This window comes from Marinobacter sp. DY40_1A1 (genome assembly GCF_016597815.1).
GTDB lineage: Bacteria > Pseudomonadota > Gammaproteobacteria > Pseudomonadales > Oleiphilaceae > Marinobacter > Marinobacter xiaoshiensis.
On sequence record NZ_VCHA01000001.1, the window covers coordinates 982,705 to 1,000,729 of the forward strand.

General features: G+C 53.7%; 16 protein-coding genes and 1 pseudogene. 12 read left to right on the forward strand and 5 right to left on the reverse strand.

Going from position 1 to position 18,025, the window contains the following annotated elements:
• Positions 1-11 precede the first annotated feature (11 nt).
• On the forward strand, positions 12-1,253 hold the full coding sequence (locus FFI61_RS04525) for a lipoprotein-releasing ABC transporter permease subunit (RefSeq protein ID WP_200369409.1): 1,242 nt from the start codon (positions 12-14) through the stop codon (positions 1,251-1,253).
• 13 nt (positions 1,254-1,266) lie between these two features.
• Positions 1,267-1,956, forward strand: coding sequence for a lipoprotein-releasing ABC transporter ATP-binding protein LolD (gene lolD / locus FFI61_RS04530; protein WP_413785000.1), 690 nt, complete (start codon positions 1,267-1,269; stop codon positions 1,954-1,956).
• Here lolD and FFI61_RS04535 read toward each other — a convergent pair.
• Complete coding sequence (locus FFI61_RS04535) at positions 1,944-2,474, reverse strand: DUF2062 domain-containing protein (RefSeq protein WP_227714590.1); 531 nt, start codon at positions 2,472-2,474, stop codon at positions 1,944-1,946. The two genes, lolD and FFI61_RS04535, sit on opposite strands and share 13 nt — an antisense overlap.
• A 98-nt stretch (positions 2,475-2,572) precedes the next feature.
• Here FFI61_RS04535 and FFI61_RS04540 point away from each other — a divergent pair, with 98 nt between their 5' ends.
• From FFI61_RS04540 to murB, 9 genes are all read left to right on the forward strand, one after another.
• Complete coding sequence (locus FFI61_RS04540) at positions 2,573-4,978, forward strand: DNA internalization-related competence protein ComEC/Rec2 (RefSeq protein WP_265092082.1); 2,406 nt, start codon at positions 2,573-2,575, stop codon at positions 4,976-4,978.
• Positions 4,979-5,050: 72 nt separating this feature from the next.
• Positions 5,051-5,677, forward strand: coding sequence for a MotA/TolQ/ExbB proton channel family protein (locus tag FFI61_RS04545; protein WP_200200929.1), 627 nt, complete (start codon positions 5,051-5,053; stop codon positions 5,675-5,677).
• Between the two features lie 5 nt (positions 5,678-5,682).
• On the forward strand, positions 5,683-6,108 hold the full coding sequence (locus tag FFI61_RS04550; protein WP_200200928.1) for an ExbD/TolR family protein: 426 nt from the start codon (positions 5,683-5,685) through the stop codon (positions 6,106-6,108).
• A complete protein-coding gene (gene msbA / locus FFI61_RS04555) occupies positions 6,105-7,883 on the forward strand; it encodes a lipid A export permease/ATP-binding protein MsbA (RefSeq protein ID WP_200369410.1) in 1,779 nt (592 codons plus the stop codon). Before FFI61_RS04550 ends, msbA begins: the two co-directional genes overlap by 4 nt.
• On the forward strand, positions 7,880-8,917 hold the full coding sequence (gene lpxK / locus FFI61_RS04560) for a tetraacyldisaccharide 4'-kinase (RefSeq protein WP_200369411.1): 1,038 nt from the start codon (positions 7,880-7,882) through the stop codon (positions 8,915-8,917). The genes msbA and lpxK overlap by 4 nt, the downstream gene beginning before the upstream one ends.
• Before the next feature lie 19 nt (positions 8,918-8,936).
• A complete protein-coding gene (locus FFI61_RS04565) occupies positions 8,937-9,125 on the forward strand; it encodes a Trm112 family protein (protein WP_200369412.1) in 189 nt (62 codons plus the stop codon).
• 27 nt (positions 9,126-9,152) lie between these two features.
• Positions 9,153-9,968, forward strand: coding sequence for a 3-deoxy-manno-octulosonate cytidylyltransferase (gene kdsB, locus FFI61_RS04570; RefSeq protein WP_200369413.1), 816 nt, complete (start codon positions 9,153-9,155; stop codon positions 9,966-9,968).
• Positions 9,965-10,444, forward strand: a complete 480-nt coding sequence (locus FFI61_RS04575; protein WP_200369414.1) for a low molecular weight protein-tyrosine-phosphatase — start codon at positions 9,965-9,967, stop codon at positions 10,442-10,444. The genes kdsB and FFI61_RS04575 overlap by 4 nt, the downstream gene beginning before the upstream one ends.
• Positions 10,441-11,469 (forward strand): UDP-N-acetylmuramate dehydrogenase, encoded by a 1,029-nt coding sequence (murB, locus tag FFI61_RS04580; RefSeq protein WP_200369415.1) that lies wholly within the window; start codon positions 10,441-10,443, stop codon positions 11,467-11,469. Before FFI61_RS04575 ends, murB begins: the two co-directional genes overlap by 4 nt.
• Before the next feature lie 92 nt (positions 11,470-11,561).
• On the opposite strand, the gene FFI61_RS04585 is transcribed toward murB, so the two are convergent.
• The gene (locus FFI61_RS04585; protein ID WP_200369416.1) at positions 11,562-13,292 is read right to left on the reverse strand and encodes a proline--tRNA ligase; all 1,731 of its coding nucleotides are present in this window, start codon (positions 13,290-13,292) and stop codon (positions 11,562-11,564) included.
• A gap of 99 nt (positions 13,293-13,391) precedes the next feature.
• Positions 13,392-13,889 (reverse strand): Lrp/AsnC family transcriptional regulator, encoded by a 498-nt coding sequence (locus FFI61_RS04590; RefSeq protein ID WP_200369417.1) that lies wholly within the window; start codon positions 13,887-13,889, stop codon positions 13,392-13,394.
• Between the two features lie 146 nt (positions 13,890-14,035).
• Here FFI61_RS04590 and leuA point away from each other — a divergent pair, with 146 nt between their 5' ends.
• Positions 14,036-15,742, forward strand: coding sequence for a 2-isopropylmalate synthase (gene leuA / locus FFI61_RS04595; RefSeq protein WP_200200919.1), 1,707 nt, complete (start codon positions 14,036-14,038; stop codon positions 15,740-15,742).
• An 84-nt stretch (positions 15,743-15,826) separates the two neighbouring features.
• On the opposite strand, the gene FFI61_RS04600 is transcribed toward leuA, so the two are convergent.
• Both FFI61_RS04600 and FFI61_RS04605 read right to left on the reverse strand, forming a co-directional pair.
• Entirely contained in the window at positions 15,827-16,036 is a 210-nt protein-coding gene (locus tag FFI61_RS04600; protein WP_200200918.1) for a cold-shock protein, read from the reverse strand.
• Positions 16,037-16,136: 100 nt separating this feature from the next.
• Positions 16,137-18,014, reverse strand: a pseudogene (locus tag FFI61_RS04605) (acetate--CoA ligase); the annotation flags it as partial.
• Positions 18,015-18,025: the final 11 nt, after the last annotated feature.

An 18,025-nucleotide genomic window follows, 5' to 3' on the forward strand; every position in this document is an offset into this window, starting at 1 on the left:
GGCACCTCTCCATGTTCAGACCCTTATCGTTTTATATCGGCTTGCGTTACACCGCGGCCAAAAGGCGTAATCATTTTATTTCCTTTATATCTCTCACATCCATGATCGGGCTGATGCTCGGCGTGGCAGTACTCATTATTGTGCTGTCCGTAATGAATGGTTTTGATCGGGAACTCAAGCAGCGCATCCTGGGCATGGTTCCTCATGCCATTATTCAGGGCAGCGGGCCACTGGATGATTGGGAGTCGGTAGATGCTCAGGTGCAGAAGCATCCCAGAGTGTTAGCCGCTGCTCCGTTCATTCAGGGGCAGGGCATGGTTACCGGTGGTGGTGACGTGCAGGGCGTTATGCTCAACGGCATACTTCCTGAGGAAGAGCGCTCGGTCTCCATCATCGAAAACCACATGATTGAAGGCAAATTGGACGATCTGGTTGCTGGCGAGTTCGGCATTATTGTGGGCCGTACCATGGCGGCGAGCTTGCGTTTGCAGCTGGGCGATAAAGTGACCGTGGTGCTGCCTGAAGCCTCAGTTACCCCCGCCGGCGTGTTGCCTCGTCTCAAGCGCTTTACCGTAAAAGGGGTTTTCAGTGTTGGCGCAGAGTTGGATGGCAATTACACGCTTATTCACATGGATGACGCAGCGAAGCTGATGCGAACCGGAGGTAAAGCGCAGGGTGTTCGGTTATTGGTCGATGACCTTTTTGCCGCCCCCAAGGTTGCAGAAGAGGCCGCTAGAGAACTCTCTGGCCGTTATTACATTTCAGATTGGACGCGCACCCACGGAAATCTTTTCCAGGCCATTCGCATGGAAAAAACCATGATTGGTCTTCTGCTGATGTTTATCGTTGCAGTGGCTGCGTTCAACATCGTGTCCACGCTGGTGATGGTGGTGACTGATAAAACCGCGGATATCGCCATTCTCCGTACTATGGGTGCTACGCCAGGGCACATTATGCGGATTTTTATCGTACAGGGGGCGGTCATCGGTGTGTTTGGCATTCTGATTGGCACCACGCTTGGCGTTTTGGGTGCTCTCAATATCAGCGCATTTATTTCGTGGCTTGAAAGCGCGCTTGGGCAGCAATTCCTGAGTGCGGATGTGTATTTCATCAGTTACTTGCCTTCCCAGTTGCAATGGAATGACGTAGTCATAATCAGCGGTGCAGGCCTTGCAATGAGTTTGTTGGCGACTATCTACCCGGCGTGGAGAGCGTCGCGAGTGGATCCTGCGGAGGCTCTTCGTTATGAATAAGGAACCTGATGCCATGAAGGATGTCCCCTTGGTAATCGATTGCCGACAGGTTACCCGCACCTACACTCAGGGGCCGGAAAAGCTGACCATCTTCTCCGACATTTCGCTTGAGGTTACAGCGGGGGAAACTGTGGCCATCGTTGGCAGTAGTGGTGCCGGCAAGACTACACTGCTTAACCTTCTTGGTGGGCTCGACAAGCCCTCTACCGGTCAGATTTCTATCTGTGGCAAGGATATTCACCGCCTGTCTGAAGCGGGGCGGGCCCGTTTCCGCAACCGTCATCTTGGTTTCGTATATCAGTTCCATCATCTGTTGCCGGAATTCACTGCGCTAGAGAACGTCATGATGCCCTGTGCACTGGGCGGGATGTCCATTAATGATTCCCGTTCCCGTGCACAGTCAATTTTGCAGAGGGTTGGATTGGCGGAGCGCCTGGAGCACAAGCCTGGGGAGCTATCCGGTGGCGAGCGCCAACGTGTTGCTATAGCCCGGGCGCTGGTTAACGAGCCAGATTGTGTGCTGATGGATGAGCCCACGGGCAACCTTGACGAACACACAGGTGAAGGGGTTCGTGCACTTATAGAGTCTTTGAGGGATCAGCTTGGGATTGCGTTTGTTATGGTGACCCACGATATGAAGATGGCTCGGAGCCTGGGGCGGGTGCTGAGGCTTGAACAGGGTCGGTTGGTTCAGGAGGCCTGATCGCGGGAGCGCCGGAGCTCTCTGCGGGCCCGGCGGCGCAGTTGCCAGTCGGTGCGGATTTTCCGGCGCCAGATAAACTGAATTGCCAGATACGCTATGCAGGCTGAAATTGTGGCGACAATCAGCGAACCCAGGTAGAGGGGAATGCCGATATCCACCAAGCGCTCACTGAGCCACGACCACGAGAGATGTATATCGAAACTCAGAACGGGCCGATTTAGTGCCCAGGCTCCCACCTTGTAATTGAAATAAAACAGGGGTGGCATGGTAATCGGGTTGCTGATCCAGACCAGCACTACGGATAGCGGCAGATTGGCGTTGAACCAGATGGCAAAGAAGGCTGCGGCAATCATCTGGAAAGGCATGGGAATTAAAGCGAAAAACACCCCGATCAGGAATGCTCTGGAAACACTGTGACGGTTGATATGCCATAAGTTGGGTTCATGCAGGATATCGCCAAGAAAATCAAGCGACTGCATCGCTTGCACCTTCTCAGGTGTTGGCAGATAACGTTTCATGAACTTCTTCGGCATTGGGAATGCTCTACCTTCGAGTAGAATGAAACATCCGGCGTCAAGGAAGTCGCCGACGGATAAGGTCATCGGGAGGACACGGATTGTCCGGAAGCTCTACAGTAATAGGCGTTTTCGCTTTTTCCTGCGGCGTTATCTTACTTTATAGGTTGGCGGTGTTGCCAGCTCAAGTATGCCTGCTCCTGGCCATAATCCCGGCTTTGTTGTGGTTTTTGCCCTTTCGCAGGATGCTGCCCGGATCATTCCGGGCGCTTGTAATTGGCATGGCATTAGGTATCGCCTGGGCATTTTTGTGGGCCAGCGATCGTCTGGAACACAGGCTCCCCGAGGGGCTTGAGGGGGATCGCACCCAGGTTTCGGGTTATATTTGCGACCTCCCTTCTGTTGGAAGTTTTAACAGCATCCGCTTCAGCTTTTGCGTGACTCGCTGGTACGGGCTTTCACTGACCCCAGAGGCTTATGATTCACTGCCCACGACATTGCGTCTTGCCTGGTATGGTAAGCCCGATCTTGTGCTTCCGGATTATCGCCTGCGACTTGACGTAGTTTTGAAAAATCCCCACGGCACACTGAATCCTGAGGGTTTCCGCTACGAAGACTGGCTGTTCCGCAAGGGGTATCGTGCAACAGGTAGTGTGCGCAGTGCGATTCCTGATCCATCTGTCGTTTGTACGCCAGAGTGCCAGTATCATCGCCTTCATGCCCGACTGGCGGATTGGGTAGACAGTCAGTTTGCCGAGGCCCGTCACCTAGCATTAATCGCCTCGTTGCTGATCGGCAACCGTGGGCATTTGTCTTCGGAACATTGGGATGTGCTAAAGGCAACGGGAACCATACATCTGGTGGCTATATCGGGGCTACATTTGGGGCTGGTTGCTTTGGGCGCAGGGTTTGCAGCTCGTCGTGTTCTATTGGCAGTGTCGTCGACCCGGCTCAGCGAACGCTCTGTTCGCGTAACAGTGTTTGCTGTGGTGCTTGTTTGTAGTCTGTTGTATGCATTAGCGGCAGGATTCACGGTGCCAACCCGCAGAGCCCTTATTATGGTGGCCGTTGGTAGCTGGTATCTCTTGAACGCCTGGCAGGTGCCTGTTTGGCACTCGCTTGTGATTGCGCTTGGGGCTGTACTCCTGTTTGACCCTTTTGCGCCCCTGGACCAAGGGTTCTGGCTATCCTTTGGAGCCGTCTCTGTCCTCATGTGTGTTTTTGCGGGTCGGCTGGGAGGTACAGGCTGGCTGGCCGGCCTGTTTATTGCTCAGGTCGCTGTGTTTGCCGGGCTTTGGCCACTGCTTGAGCTGGTCGGCCAGGGGCAGCCAGTTGCTGGCCTGCTGGCGAATATTTCAGCTATTCCCTGGGTTTCTCTCGTGCTCATGCCAGTACTTCTCATTGGTGGGATTGCTGTCGCCCTGTTTCCGGCTCTGACAGGGCTGATTGTCCCGTTGATGGATGCGCTGCTTGACGTCCTTTGGAGATTTCTTGGCGGGGTTGCCAACATGAGTTGGCCCGATCTCTATGGCAGCACCCTGGAAATTATCGGGTTTGCCATATTGGTGCTGTTAACTGCATTGGTGCCGATTCGGACATTCCAGGTGGTTGGGGTTGCTATTGTGGCGACCTGGGTGGTTGCAGCGAGTTTCCAGGAGAGGCCTGATAATCCGCACCTTGCTGAGCCCGAAGTCCGGGTTTGGGATGTTGGTCAGGGCCTCTCAGCCATGTTGAGGGCAGGCGACCAGGTGTTGCTCTATGACACAGGCCCTGAAGTTGAAGGTGTGTTTTCTGCTGCAGAGTCCGTCCTGATACCCAATCTCAAAGCCTTGGGGGTAGCGCGCATCGACACGCTGGTTATAAGCCATGCCGACAATGATCATTCCGGCGGGATTAACCAGATACTGGAGCATTTTGACGTTGGCCATATTGTGACAGGCGAGCCAAAGGCTGTTCGTGACAAGCTGAAGCGGGCAGGGGCGGTAAGCATCGTTGAGTGTGGGGGCGAGGACGAGTTGGGCGGTGAGTTGGCACTCTCGTTTTGGCGTGCAAAAGGCGAGTTAAAAGGTAATGACGCATCCTGTGTTCTTACCGCCCGGCGGGGTATGGAAGCAGAATGGGTGTTTCCTGGTGATATCAGTTCCCGTGTTGAGGCGAAATATCTTAGAGTATCCCGTAACCTTGCGGCCAAAAGTCAGCCCCGTGAACGTGTTGTTATCGCGCCGCACCATGGCAGTAAAACGTCGTCATCCAGAGCTTGGGTTGATGAACTGAAACCCGACGTGGTGATCTACACGGCTGGATACCGGCATCGATACGGGCATCCCCACAAGGATGTAACGGCGCGCTACCGGAGTGCGGGCGCAACAGCGTTCAACACTGCCTGCTCGGGCGGGTTAGTGTTGACCCTGGACAGTGGCACTGTAAAAACCATCGAAGCCCGTCACTCCGCGCCCTTCTGGATTGGCGGCCCGGGTCTTACCAGGGCCGAGTGTAAAATACCGTGACATTGCGGGTGTAGCCTCGACCTGCAGCTATGCTAAAGTAGCGCGGCTTGTTAACAATCAGGGAGATCAAGCGTGTTCGAGCTGTTGAAAGCTGGTGGCATTCTTATGGTGCCAATTGTTGCCTGTTCCATCCTGGCACTCGCGATTATTCTGGAACGTTTCTGGACGCTTCGGGCGTCACGTGTCGCACCGCCGCAGACCATTAATGAACTCTGGCGCTGGATCAAGAAAAAAGAGCTTAATAGTCGCAAGCTGAAGGCACTGCAAGGCTCATCACCCTTGGGCCGCGTACTTGCGGCGGGTCTCATGAATGCCAAACATGGCCGTGAGATTATGAAGGAGAGTATTGAGCATGAAGCTACTCAGGTAATTCACGAACTGGAGCGCTTTTTGAATCCTTTAGGCACAGTTGCGACCATTACACCATTGCTTGGTCTTCTTGGTACTGTGATTGGCATGATCAAGGTGTTTGCTGAAATCCAGCTTGCAGGTGTGGGTAATGCAGGCAACCTCGCGGGGGGCATCTCCGAAGCTTTGATAACCACTGCGGCCGGGCTGAGCATCGCTATTCCTGCACTGATTTGTCACCGTTATTTTATCCGCCGGGTAGATGAGCTGGTGGTGGGGATGGAGCAGGAAGCTATCAAGCTGGTTGAAGTTGTGCACGGTGACCGTGAAATCGACGTAGAAGGGGCCTGAACGCCGTGAAGTTCACACGCCAGAGAAGCCAGGAAGTTGGGGTAGACCTGACGCCGCTGATCGATGTGGTGTTCCTGCTGCTGATTTTCTTTATGGTCTCAACGACTTTCACCCGGGAAAGCCACTTACAGGTGGTACTGCCAGAGGCCAGCGGTGAGCCGTCTGCCGCATCCGAAGTGAGGCAGATTGACGTTGTAATCAATGCTGAAGGCCAGTACATACTCAACGATAAAGCGCTCGTGAATAATCGTCGTGAGACGCTTGAGCGGGGAGTGAGTGAGCTGGCTGCAGGCGATACGGCCTTGCCATTCGTAATTACAGCAGATGCCCGAACGCCCCATGAATATGTGGTCAGAGCTATGGATGTTGCCGGGCGCCTTGGTTTTGCAAAGCTCAGTATTACGACAGAACGCGAGGCAGAAACCCAGTGAGCCAGGCTGTTCCGCCAACAGAACCCAAACCGGTTAAACCTGGCGAAAGTTGGGAAACCTACAAGCGCTTGTTGGCGTATGTAAAACCGTTTTGGCTGGCGTTCTCGCTTGCGGTTGTCGGTAACATTATTTATGCAGCGGCCTCTACGGGCATGGCCGCTGCCATGGAATATGTTATAGCGGCCATCGAAAATCCCACTGAACAAAACCGCATTTTGCTGACCGCCTTGATCATAGGTATGTTTACCTTCCGTGGAATTGGGACTTTCCTGAGCCAGTATTTCATCAGCTATGTTGGCCGACAGGTTATCAACTCCCTCCGCACGGATGTGTTCAACCGGTTGATGACCCTTCCATCCCGGTATTTTGACGAAAACGCTGCCGGAAGGCTGGTGTCCAAGCTCACGTTTAACGTAGAACAGGTGGCGGAAGCCACTACCAATGCCGTCACCATAACCCTAAGGGAAGGTCTGACAATCGTCGGCCTACTCAGCTTTATGCTGTATACCAACTGGAAATTGACCCTGATATTCCTCGCAGTTGGGCCGCTGATCGGGGCGGTTGTGAGTTATGCCAGCAAGCGTTTTCGTAAAATCAGCCAGCGCATTCAGGGTTCGATGGGTGACATAACCCACGTGGCTTCTGAGTCCATTACCGGGTATCGGGTTGTTCGAACCTTTGGTGGCGTGGAGTATGAACAGCAACGTTTTCAGAAGGTTAACGATCGAAACCTGAAGCAAAGCCTGAAGATGGCGTCAACCCAGGCGATCAGTGTTCCGGTGATTCAGACCTTGGTGGCAGTGGCAATAGCCGCGCTTGTATGGACCATGTTGTCCCCGGAGATACGGGGCGAGATGAGCACTGGTCAGTTGGTTGCCTTCATTACTGCAGCCACTACCATGGCCAAGCCGATACGTCAGGTGACTTCTGTTCACGCGCAAATACAGAAGGGTGTGGCAGCGGCCTACGATGTGTTTGAAACCATCGATGAGGCCCCCGAGCAGGATCCTGGCACTTTTGCCCCCGAGCGTGTGGAAGGCAATATTGAATTTGATGACATGTCTTTTCGCTACCGTGATCAACTTGACAATGTGCTGGAGGGTATCTCTGTTGATATTCCCGCGGGGCAGAGTGTGGCTCTGGTGGGACGCTCCGGTAGCGGTAAATCAACCCTTGTGAGCCTGCTGCCCAGGTTTTATGAATATACCGGTGGTGATATCCGCATTGATGGGCACTCCCTCAAAGATTTTTCCCTGAAAGCCTTGCGAAGCCAGATTGCACTGGTGACGCAGAACGTGGTGCTGTTTAACGATTCGATTGCCGCCAACATTGCCTATGGCGCGCTTCGGGATTGCAGCCGGGAAGAAATACGTGAAGCGGCGGCCAAAGCCCACGCGTTGGAGTTTATCGACCGAATGCCTGAAGGGCTCGACACCATGATTGGTGATAACGGTGTGATGCTCTCAGGTGGGCAGCGGCAAAGACTGGCTATTGCAAGGGCCTTGCTGAAAGATGCCCCAATTCTGATCCTGGATGAAGCCACCTCCGCTTTGGATACTGAATCTGAGCGCCATATTCAGAAGGCGTTGGAAACCGTTATTCAGGGCCGAACCACACTGGTTATTGCCCACAGGCTTTCAACCATTGAGAGCGCTGACAGAATATTGGTTATGGACAACGGCCGTATTGTTGAATCCGGTCGCCATGAAGAGCTTCTTGCCAAGAAAGGCGCTTATGCCCAGCTGCATCAAATGCAGTTTAGTGAACACTCATGACATCCCTTGTCGATCGCCTATGGTATGGCAAAGGCCGCCCCTTGGCCTTGCTGTCACCGCTTTCGTGGCTCTATCGGGTTATTGCTGAAGCGCGGCGGCGCAAAGCGATAACGGCTTATACCGAAAAGCTGCCGGTTCCGGTCGTGGTGGTGGGTAACATCACAGCTGGCGGTACGGGTAAGTCGCCGTTAACGGCCTGGCTGGTCAGCACTATGAAAACTGAAGGCTGGCATCCCGTGGTTCTTAGTCGCGGATACGGAGGCAGAGCGCCTGACCACCCGCTTTTGGTAACCCCGGATACCTTGCCTTCTCTTGCAGGAGACGAGCCGGTTATGCTGGCTCAGGCAACCGGCGTACCAGTGATTGTTGACCCAGACAGACGCAGAGGTGCTGCGTTTGTGCTCGACAATGCGCTAGGCGATGTACTGATCAGCGATGATGGCCTGCAGCACTACAAGCTACCACGGGATATCGAACTATCAGTATTTGATGGTGCCCGCGGAGTAGGCAACGGTGCCTTGATACCTGTAGGTCCATTGCGGGAGCAGGTAAGCCGGTTGGATTCGGTTGATTTTGTGATCGTTAACGGCGCAATCTCTGCAGATGAGACGGGGCGGGTGCCTCCGGAAGCACTGGCGGGCATCCAGCACCCACACTTGTATGCCATGAAGCTTCAGCCAACGCGCCTGGTAAATCTCAAAACCGGTGAAACCCGCTCTCCCGAAAGCCTGCAGGGGCAAAAGATCCGTGCCATAGCGGGTATAGGAAACCCTACACGTTTTTTTGATACGCTCAAAGGCCTTGGCGCAAAGTTGATTGCTGTGCCTTTTCCTGATCATCATCGTTTCCGCCCGGAAGATCTTGGATCCGAATCTGGTCACATGCTGGTGATGACGGCTAAAGATGGCGTTAAATGCAGCAGTTTTGCACCGGACAATGCCTGGGTGCTTCATGTTGAAGCAACATTGCCTGAGGCGTTTAAAGCGGCTGTTCTTGAAAAATTGCGGGCGAGCTCCGGAACGCCTGCTTCCTAACTGTCAGTGAGATAGCACTATGGACAAAAAACTCGTGGCTCTGCTTGCTTGCCCGGTATGCAAGGGCGAGCTGAAATTGAATGACGCAAAAACCGAACTGACGTGCTTTGCGGACGCCATGGCATTTCCGATCCGCGAGGGTATCCCGGTTATGCTGGCCACTGAGGCGCGCACTTTAAGCACCGATGAACGTCTTCACAAAAACTGAGTAAGCTCTCTGCAGGATTGAAGTCCCATGTCTTTTACGGTTGTGATTCCAGCTCGTTATGCCTCTACCCGGTTACCTGGTAAACCGCTGCTGGATATTGCAGGCAAGCCCATGATTCAGCACGTGTGTGAGCGTGCTTCAGAAAGCCGGGCAAGCCGCGTGGTTGTTGCTACGGATGATTCGCGTATCCAGGCCGCCTGTGAAGCTTTTGGCGCTGAAGTCGTCATGACGTCTCCCAACCATGTTAGTGGTACTGATCGCCTTGAGGAGGTAGTACGCCAACTCGGGTTGGATCCTGATCACCGTGTGGTGAACGTGCAGGGAGATGAACCCTTGATTCCGGCGGCATTGATTGATCAGGTGGCTGAAAACCTGGAGCGCTATCCGGAGGCGGCAATTTCAACGCTCTGTGAGCGGCTCCATGACATCGAACATGTGTTCAACCCCAACGTGGTAAAGGTTGTGTTTGATGCAGAGGGGATGGCCCATTACTTCAGCCGGGCGCCAATCCCCTGGGCACGGGATCACTGGAGTGATTTTGGAAAAGATAACCTTGCATCGCCCAATGCGGGAGCCGCCCTTAAGGATGGCACCGGGTATTTCCGCCATATTGGTATTTATGGTTACCGTGCGCGCGTTCTGAGTCAGTTCGTTTCCTGGCCGCCTGCGCCTACCGAACAGGCGGAGTCCCTGGAGCAGCTAAGAGCCTTGTATAACGGGGCGCGCATTCATGTTGAAGTGGCCGCTGGAACGCCGCCGGCGGGCGTTGATACAGAGGCTGACTTACAGCGGGTAAGAGCCTGGATGGCTAAGTCGGTTGAAACAGGAGAAAGTAAGGCATGAGTAAGCAGGTCAGTGTCCTTTTTGTGTGTCTTGGTAATATTTGTCGGTCGCCAACCGCAGAGGGGCTGTTTCGGAAGCTGGTGCAACAAGCTGGATTGCAGGACAAGGTTTTCATCGACTCCTGCGGAACCAGTAACTGGCACATAGGAAAGGGGCCTGATGCCCGCTCAATTTCAGCTGCCAACAACCGTGGCGTTGATATTAGTGCTCTTAAAGCGCGTCAGTTTACAGAAAAAGATCTGGACACCTTCGACTATATAATCGTAATGGACCGTCAGAATCTGGCTGATGTAAAGGATATATGGCACCAGAATGGAGGCACTAAACCGACGCTTTTTCTGGAATACGGCAGCTCAGACCTCACTGAAGTTCCTGACCCTTATTATGGTGGTGAAGAGGGTTTTGAGCATGTGCTTGATCTGATTCAGGATGCCGGCGAGGGCCTGCTACGGGATATTCAGGAGCGCATGGCGTGAGTTTTGGAGCGGAACTTCAGGAGAGCGTGGGGCTTTTGAAACTCAACACCCTGAGCGTGTCCGCTACAGCAAAATACTACATGGATGTCGAAAGCCTGGACGACTTGCGCAGCGCACTGGCATGGGCCCGCGAAAATGGCCACCAGACACTGGTCCTCGGAAGTGGCAGTAATCTGGTTTTTGCCGGAGACTTTAATGGCCTGGTGATTCGCGTGCGAATAGCAGCCCGATACTGGGAGCAGGTAGACGACACTGGCGCTACCCTGGTTCTGGGAGCTGGCGAGAGCTGGCATGAGGCGGTTCTCTATGCGGCTGGATCTGGTTACAAGGGCATAGAGAACCTGGCGCTTATTCCCGGAACGGCGGGTGCTGCACCAGTACAAAATATAGGTGCTTACGGCGTAGAACTATGCGATACGCTAATTTCGGTAACAGCCTGGGATCGCGATTCTGCTCAACTGGTTTGTCTTGATAACGCAGAGTGCGGCTTTGCCTACCGGGATAGCCTGTTCAAACGCTCACCCGGGCGTTACATCATTACCGAGATCAGGCTTCGTTTGTCCCGTACCAAACCTCTAAAGCTTGGATACCGAGATCTGGAAGAATACTTTGGGGATGCGGCCTCGCAGGATCTGGATGCACTGACCGTGGCTGAAGCGGTAATGGCAGTGCGCCGTCGAAAATTGCCAGACCCTGAGATAATTCCTAACGTAGGCAGTTTTTTTAAAAATCCCGTGGTCCCAGCCGGGAAGTTTGAAGAACTACAAGCTATGTATCCCGACGTAGTTGGTTATCCGCAGGCTGAGACCGTAAAGCTCGCAGCCGCTTGGCTGATTGACCAATGCGGTTGGAAGGGCTTTCGGAATGCCACCGTGGGTGTTCATAACCGGCAAGCACTGGTTTTGATAAATCATTCCGGCGGGACAGGGAAGGATGTGCTGGATTTGGCTTCAGAGATTCGCGAGTCAGTGCGGGAACGTTTTGGCGTGGCTTTGGAAATGGAGCCAGGAATTGTAGGGGGCTGACAGTCTCAAACAACGTCCAGCCCCACACATGCTAACAGTAGTCCAAGGCCATGTTTCAGGCCTTGAACCCCGCTTGGTTACTTCCGCTTACTTCAGCCTTTTTGTGGTGATGCCTTGGCAAGAACAGGCAGAGCCTCTTCAATTGCAATGTCCTGCTTGTCAGCGTCTCTGCGGCCCTTATATTCCAACGTACCGGCAGCTAGCCCACGATCAGAAATAACAAATCGGTGGGGAATGCCCATCAGCTCCATATCGGCAAACTTTACGCCAGGGCGCTCTTTACGGTCGTCCAGTAGCACATCATAACCAGCTTGCTGCAACTGTTCGTAGAGCTTCTCGCCGGCTTCCGCCACTGCGGGTGTTTTGTGGGCATTCAGCGTAACGATTGCCACCTGGAAGGGAGCGATGGCATCTGGCCAGATAATGCCTTTGTCATCGTGGTTCTGCTCAATAGAAGCCGCCACAATGCGAGAAACACCAATCCCGTAACAACCCATGTCCATGATTACGGTTTTGCCGTTCTCATCCAGTACTGTGGCGTTCATTGCCGTGCTGTACTTGTTGCCCAGCTTGAAGATATGCCCAACCTCAATGCCTCTGCGAATCTCCAGAGTGCCTTTGCCGTCCGGGCTGGCGTCGCCTTCCACAACATTACGGATATCTTCAACCCGGTCCAGTGGCAGATCACGCTCCCAGTTTACGCCCGTCAGGTGGTAGCCTTCTTTGTTTGCGCCACATACAAAATCTGCAAGGTGCGCTGCGCTGCGGTCCACGATAACCGGGACTTTCAGGTTTACCGGGCCGATGGAGCCGGCTTTGCAGCCAACAGCGGACTCGATCTCTTCATCGGTCGCCATGGTCAGAGGTTCTGCCACGCCTTTCAGGTTCTCTGCCTTGATCTCGTTCAGGGTGTGGTCGCCACGCAAAATCAAGGCGATGAGGCCCGCGTTGCCTTCTTCATCGGCTTCTGCTTTAACCAGCAGGGTTTTCACCGTGCGGGTAGCATCGATATTCAAAAACTCGGAAATGGCATCAATAGTGCGTTGATCCGGTGTTGCAATTTGCGTCATCTCTTCAGCGGGAGCCGCTCGCTCTCCCGCTGGAGCTACCGCTTCGGCCTTTTCAATATTTGCCGCATAGTCGCTGTCTGTACTGAATACGATATCGTCTTCGCCAGAATCTGCGAGTACGTGGAATTCATGGGAAGCACTGCCTCCAATAGCGCCTGAGTCAGCCTGTACCGGGCGGTAATTCAAGCCCAAGCGGTCAAAGATGGCGCAATAGGTGCGATGCATTACCTGATAGGTCTCATCCAGCGAGTCGGCATTTATATGGAAGGAATAGGCATCCTTCATGATGAACTCACGGGCGCGCATAACGCCAAAGCGTGGGCGGCGCTCATCACGGAATTTGGTCTGGATCTGATAGAAGTTGGCAGGCAATTCCTTGTAGCTTTTCAGCTCATTGCGGATCAGATCAGTAATCACTTCTTCATGGGTAGGACCGAAGCAGAACTCACGGCCGTGGCGGTCGTTCATGCGCAGCAGTTCACCGCCGTATTCTTCCCAGCGGCCAGACTCTTGCCAAAGCTCTGCGGGCTGAACTGCTGGCATCAGAACTTCCTGAGCGCCGCTTTTGTCCATTTCTTCCCGAACAATCCGTTCAACCTTGCGCAAGGTTCTCAAGCCCATGGGTAGCCAGGTGTAAAGGCCGGCTGCCAGCTTTCGGATCATACCTGCACGCAGCATCAACTGGTGGCTTATAACCTCCGCGTCAGACGGTGTCTCTTTCTGGGTTGCAATCAGATAACGGCTTGCTCGCATTGTGGTTTCCGTTCATTGGTGTTTCGTAGAAGGATGTTTCGTAAAGTGGTGTTTATTGTACGGAGCCTGCCGCACAAGGTACAGATAGCGAATGTGGTATCAGGATAAATAGCCCAGGGGCAGGGCGGTGCTGTCTAGCACTCGCTTCAAGACGAAGCTCGAGTGAACACCGCTTACCCCCGGAATCCGGGTAATGCGGTTAAGCAGAAAGTGGTGGTAGTGATCCATGTCTGGCACCACCACCTTCAACATATAATCGGCATCGTGACCTGTCACCAGATAGCATTCGAGAATTTCCGGGAATTCGCTTACCTGCTCTTCAAATGCGGCAAAGCGCTCGGGGGTGTGTCTGTCCATCCCGATGAGAATGATTGCAGTCAGCGAAAGGCCAAGCTTTTTGTGATCAAGCACGGTAACCGTGCGCACAATAATGCCGGCTTCTTCAAGGGCGCGCACCCGTCTGAGGCAGGGTGACGGAGATAGCCCCACTTTTTCGGCGAGCTGCTGGTTGGTTAAGGACGCATCTTTTTGTATCTGTTCCAGAATACGCCGGTCAATTTTGTCGATTTGTATGAGGGTTTCTTTGTTCTTAAGCATAGAATTGCCGAATCTCGTTTACTTGTAGAATATATGGCTAATAAGCTACGCTTTCTGGCGTAAGTTCGCAATCCCATGGCGCTGGCAAAGCGTTAAACTGGTGTCCTTACTGGAATACATCTGAACTGCTACGGAGTACAACAAACATGGCTTTTGATCATCGCAAATATGTAGCCTTCCGCCCGGTCGCTAAACCCGACCGTCGCTGGCCAGACAAGGTTATCGAAAAAGCACCTGTGTGGTGCGCGGTGGATCTTCGCGATGGCAACCAGGCACTGGTCAAGCCCATGAATGTTGCCCAGAAGCAGCGCTTGTTCGACTTGCTGGTAAAGCTTGGGTTCAAGGAGATCGAAATCGGCTTTCCGGCAGCCAGCCAGCCGGATTTTGATTTTTGCCGCAAACTGATTGAAGAAAATCGGATTCCTGAAGATGTGAAAATCCAGGTGCTGACCCAGGCCCGCCCTGAGTTGATTGAGCGCACTTACGAGGCGCTTAAAGGTGCAAAGCGCGCCATTGTTCACGTATATAATTCTACCTCAACGGTGCAGCGGGAGCAGGTGTTCGGGCTGGATCGTGCGGGCATTCGTGATATAGCAGTAAACGGCGCGCAAGTGGTTAAAGACCTGGCTGCCCAGAACCCGGATACCGAGTGGACATTCCAGTATTCTCCTGAGAGTTTCACCGGCACAGAACTGGATTTTGCCGTTGATGTTATTGATGCGGTATCCGCAGTATGGCGACCGGATCAAGGGCAGCCGGTTATCATCAACTTGCCTGCAACTGTGGAAATGTCTACGCCAAACGTGTTTGCGGATCAGATTGAATGGGTGTGCGACAACATTCGCCACCGGGAACACATCAGTATCAGTGTTCACACTCACAACGACCGGGGTTGTGGCGTAGCTGCGGCCGAGTTGGCAGTGATGGCCGGTGCAGATCGCGTAGAAGGCACACTGATGGGTAACGGTGAGCGCACAGGCAATATGGACCTGGTGACCATGGCCATGAACCTTTACTCCCAGGGCATCGACCCGATGCTGGACTTGTCGGGTATGGCGGAAATTACCGAGGTTGTAGAAGCCTGTACCGAAATCTCCACCCATCCGCGCCATCCGTATGCAGGTGAGTTGGTGTTCACAGCCTTCTCCGGTAGCCATCAGGATGCCATCCGCAAGTGCCTGGCTCTGAGAAAAGAGGGTGATCCGTGGAATGTGGCCTACCTGCCTATTGATCCGTTTGATCTGGGTCGCCGGTACGAAGAAGTTGTACGTATCAACAGCCAGTCAGGCAAAGGCGGAGTGGCTTATGTGCTTGAACGAGATTACAACATCAGCTTGCCACGCTGGTTGCAAATCGAGTTCAGTAAGGTAGTTCAGAAAGCTGCAGAAACCAATGGCGGTGAAATTGATTCAATGGCCATCCACAACCTGTTTGAGCAACGCTACCTGAAGGTTCACGATGCCTGGGCGCTGCGTGGTTATGATCTGCGCAGAGACGAACACGGCGTGCACGCTGAAGTAACCTTTGGTAGCGAGTCAGCGCCGGTGCGCCTCGAGGGGCAAGGGCTTGGGGCAGTAGAGGCAGTTTCTGCCGCACTTGATAAGCGTTTTGGATTGGCTATAGCGGTGGAGGCCTACGATGAGTTTGCATTGGGAGAGGGTACCCGTGCCAACGCGCTTGCCTGCATACGCCTGACAGCTGGAGGCAAGCATTGCAGCGCAGCTGCTTTGGCTGAAGATACAACGTCTGCAACGCTACAAGCACTGTTTTCAGCTGTTGCCCAAGCGGCTGGAGATATTGAATCAATGCAAGGTAAGTCGGAGAAGATTACAGCGGGCGCTGTAAGCGCGTAACCAATAAAACACTAAGCCGGCACAAGTGCCGGCTTAGTGTTGGGTCTCATGCCCGTGAGGGGCAGAGGGAGGAAAAATAACGCCTTAAACAGGTGTTACGTTTTCCGCCTGAGGGCCTTTAGGCCCCTGTGTTACGGTGAACTGCACCTGCTGACCTTCTGTCAGTGTGCGGAAGCCGCTTGAGGTAATGGCGCTGTAGTGCACGAAAACGTCACTTCCACCATCCTGAGCTATAAAGCCGAAACCTTTGGCTTCGTTAAACCACTTTACCGTGCCTGTTACTGTATCTGACATTGAACTTTCCTGTATCTCTGAGATTTCCCCCCACGGGGCACTGAAGATTTTCCACAGCAAATTGAGTATAGACCGACTTTGAAGGTCGTCAACATCAATCTCAGCGGCGGAGTTGTTCGCTGATTTCCTCCAGAATTGCCGGGTCATCAATGGTGCTTGGAACCGCATATTCTTCTCCGTCAGCGATCTGGCGGATAACCCGTCGCAGTATCTTTCCGGAGCGGGTCTTGGGCAAACGATCTACCACGAGCGCCCTGCGGAAACAGGCAATTGCACCGATTTTCTCCCTTACCATCTCAACAAGCTCTTCTTCCAGCTCGTCGTGGTCAATGGTTGCGCCGTCCTTGATGAGCACCAGGCCAAGAGGAATCTGGCCTTTCATGTCATCGTGTGCTCCAACCACGCAGCATTCTGCAATCGCCGGGTGAGAGGCAACCACTTCTTCCATTTCACCCGTAGAGAGACGGTGGCCGGCAACGTTAATTACATCGTCTGTACGGCCCATAACAAAGACATAGCCATCGTCATCAACGTAACCGCCATCACCTGAGCTGTAAAAGCCAGGTATGAGGTTGAGGTAGCTGTCCTGGAAACGCTTGTCATCACCCCAAACCGTTACCAGACACCCTGGAGGAAGTGGAAGTTTGACGGCAATCTGGCCTTGCTCACCTGCAGGTACCTGGCTACCACGCGAGTCAACAACCTGTACGTTATAGCCAGGTGACGGAAATGTCGCCGAGCCCGGTTTGGTAGGCATGGTTTCAATGCCTACCGGGTTGCAGCAAATAGCCCAGCCAGTTTCTGTTTGCCACCAGTGGTCCAGGATGGGGAGTTGCGTATGCTCTCTTAGCCAGTCGTACGTGGGCGGGTCCAGGCGCTCACCCGCCAGGAAAATGCGTCTGAGAGAGCTTATGTTATAGCGTGAAAGCTGATCGGCTTCCGGGTCTTCCTTGCGGACAGCTCGGAAAGCAGTGGGAGCGGTAAACAGCAGGTTTACATTGTGCTCCTGAACAACGCGCCAGAATGCCCCGGCATCAGGGGTCCTTACCGGTTTGCCTTCATAGAGAATGGTCGTGCAGCCAGCAAACAAGGGGGCGTACACAATATAGCTGTGACCTACTACCCAGCCTACATCTGAGGCGGCCCAGAACACGTCACCCGGGTTGGCGTCATAAACCAGCTTCATGCTGTATTTCAGAGCCACCGCATGACCACCGTTGTCTCTTACCACGCCTTTGGGTTTGCCGGTGGTGCCCGAGGTGTACAGTACGTAGAGCGGATCGGTCGCCTTCACTGGAACCGGTTCAACGGGTTCAGCAGTGGCCATCAGGTTGCTCCAGTCGTGGTCGCGGCCATCCTGCATTTGAGCTTTTACTTGCGGGCGCTGATAGACCACACAGAAATCGGGCTTGTGTGATGCCTGCCCAATGGCCTTGTCCACCAGAGGCTTGTACTCGATAACCTTGGCAACTTCTATGCCGCAGGATGCCGTGATCACCGCTTTGGGTTGCGCGTCATCGATTCTGACTGCGAGTTCGTGGGCTGCAAACCCACCAAACACTACTGAGTGGATTGCACCGATCCGCGCGCAGGCGAGCATTGCAATGGCGGCTTCCGGAATCATCGGCATATAGATGATGATCACATCGCCCCTTGCTACGCCTTGAGCGGCGAGGGCGCCGGCAAAACGTGCGACTTCGTTCGTCAGCTCTGTATAGGTATAGCTGCACTTGGTGCCTGTAACCGGTGAGTCGTAGATGAGCGCTTTTTGGTCGCCCCGGCCAGCTCGAACGTTGGCATCCAGGGCTACGTCAGACGTATTAAGAGTGGCGTCAGGAAACCACTGGCCGTGTCCATTATCGGTAGCTTGCCAGATGGCTTCAGGCGACTGTATCCAGTCAATATCGCCTGCCTTTTCACGCCAGAACTCTTCCGGTTTATCAATCGATCTCCGGAACTCTGAGTTGTAGTTCATACAATCTGCCTCGT

Excerpts from the sequence above, each read along its gene's own strand:
- lpxK (WP_200369411.1), top strand. The coding sequence starts at position 7,880 with ATGACATCCCTTGTCGATCGCCTATGGTATGGCAAAGGCCGCCCCTTG.
- lolD (WP_413785000.1), top strand. The coding sequence starts at position 1,267 with ATGAAGGATGTCCCCTTGGTAATCGATTGCCGACAGGTTACCCGCACC.
- FFI61_RS04565 (WP_200369412.1), top strand. The coding sequence starts at position 8,937 with ATGGACAAAAAACTCGTGGCTCTGCTTGCTTGCCCGGTATGCAAGGGC.
- FFI61_RS04535 (WP_227714590.1), bottom strand. The coding sequence starts at position 2,474 with ATGAAACGTTATCTGCCAACACCTGAGAAGGTGCAAGCGATGCAGTCG.
- FFI61_RS04600 (WP_200200918.1), bottom strand. The coding sequence starts at position 16,036 with ATGTCAGATACAGTAACAGGCACGGTAAAGTGGTTTAACGAAGCCAAA.
- FFI61_RS04575 (WP_200369414.1), top strand. The coding sequence starts at position 9,965 with ATGAGTAAGCAGGTCAGTGTCCTTTTTGTGTGTCTTGGTAATATTTGT.
- leuA (WP_200200919.1), top strand. The coding sequence starts at position 14,036 with ATGGCTTTTGATCATCGCAAATATGTAGCCTTCCGCCCGGTCGCTAAA.
- FFI61_RS04585 (WP_200369416.1), bottom strand. The coding sequence starts at position 13,292 with ATGCGAGCAAGCCGTTATCTGATTGCAACCCAGAAAGAGACACCGTCT.
- FFI61_RS04525 (WP_200369409.1), top strand. The coding sequence starts at position 12 with ATGTTCAGACCCTTATCGTTTTATATCGGCTTGCGTTACACCGCGGCC.
- FFI61_RS04590 (WP_200369417.1), bottom strand. The coding sequence starts at position 13,889 with ATGCTTAAGAACAAAGAAACCCTCATACAAATCGACAAAATTGACCGG.
- kdsB (WP_200369413.1), top strand. The coding sequence starts at position 9,153 with ATGTCTTTTACGGTTGTGATTCCAGCTCGTTATGCCTCTACCCGGTTA.